Genomic DNA, 1,147 nt, shown 5'->3' with positions numbered 1-1,147 from the left:
TACGTTACCAAATTAATTAAGTAAAGGGTAATTTTGGCTTATTTTTAAAGAAATTTTAAGATTCAGAGGTCATTATTGGTCCTAAAAAGCCAAAAAAAAGAAGGCTTATTCACCTTCTTTTCTTCAATACTCATTGAAATAAGCTTGGATTTTTTGAGGATCATTTGTTTTGGTAAGCGCAAGCATCAGCAACATCCGTGCTTTTTGGGGGTTTAAAGAGTTCGATGCCAGCAGGTCCTTTTCCGCATAGTCTTGGTTTGGTGTGACGACACCATTTCCCGTGCGGGTAGAGCGCACCACTGTGACGTCTTTTTTGACTGCGCTGTCCGCCCCTTTTTCGGCTGCGTCAGATAAAGACCCGTTCCCAGAACCGGCAAATACAATCCCCTTTGCTCCGGCTTTTACAGCAGCGTCAAACAGGTAGCTTCCGTCATTTTGGTATCCATAGATAATGTCAACCTGCGGCAGCTCATCAAGATTAGAAACCGAGAAATCCGTGTCCTTCGTATGCTTACGGGTAATCTCATTATTAAAATAGATATCATCTGCAATTGTTCCGACGAAGCCCATTTCTTCTGATTTAAATGTATCTGTTGTGGTTGTGTTTGTTTTGGTGACATATCGGGCTGAGGCAATCCGGTCGTTAAGAACAACAAGCGTCCCTTTCCCTTTTGCCTCAGGGGCACCTGCCACTTTCACTGCATTGTACAGGTTAGAAGGCCCATCAGCGCTGATGGCTGTGGAAGGCCTCATCGAACCGACAATAACAACCGGTTTATCACTTTTCACGGTGAGATTCAAAAAATAAGCGGTTTCCTCCAATGTATCTGTTCCATGAGTCACGACGATTCCGTCTACATCATCTGAAGCGAGCAAGTCGTTGATGCGTTTCGCCAGCTTCAGCAATATTTTATTATCAATATTTGTGCTGCCGACGTTAACAATCTGCTCGCCGCTTACGTTTGCAATGTCCTTCATTTCTGGAACTGCCTCGATCAGTGATTCAACGCCGACAACACCTGCTTTATATTCAGTTGTTGAGGTTTTCGATTGATCGGCACCAGCTATCGTGCCTCCTGTCGCTAAAATTCTAATATTCGGCAGATCCTTTTTTTCAGAGGCAGAAGCCGAAGAGACTTTTTGTGTC

1 protein-coding gene is annotated in these 1,147 nt (G+C 43.9%); it reads right to left on the bottom strand.

Annotation, left to right across the window (positions count from 1 at the left end; genetic code table 11):
* Positions 1-123 precede the first annotated feature (123 nt).
* The coding region (gene ansZ, locus ACWHAR_RS22490) for an asparaginase AnsZ (protein ID WP_452087882.1) at positions 124-1,147 on the bottom strand (1,024 nt) is incomplete at its 5' end.

It is taken from the genome of Bacillus sp. LR--39 (assembly GCF_053613335.1).
Note: the sequence above shows the minus strand (reverse complement) of the source record. Positions and strands in the feature narration are given on the sequence as shown.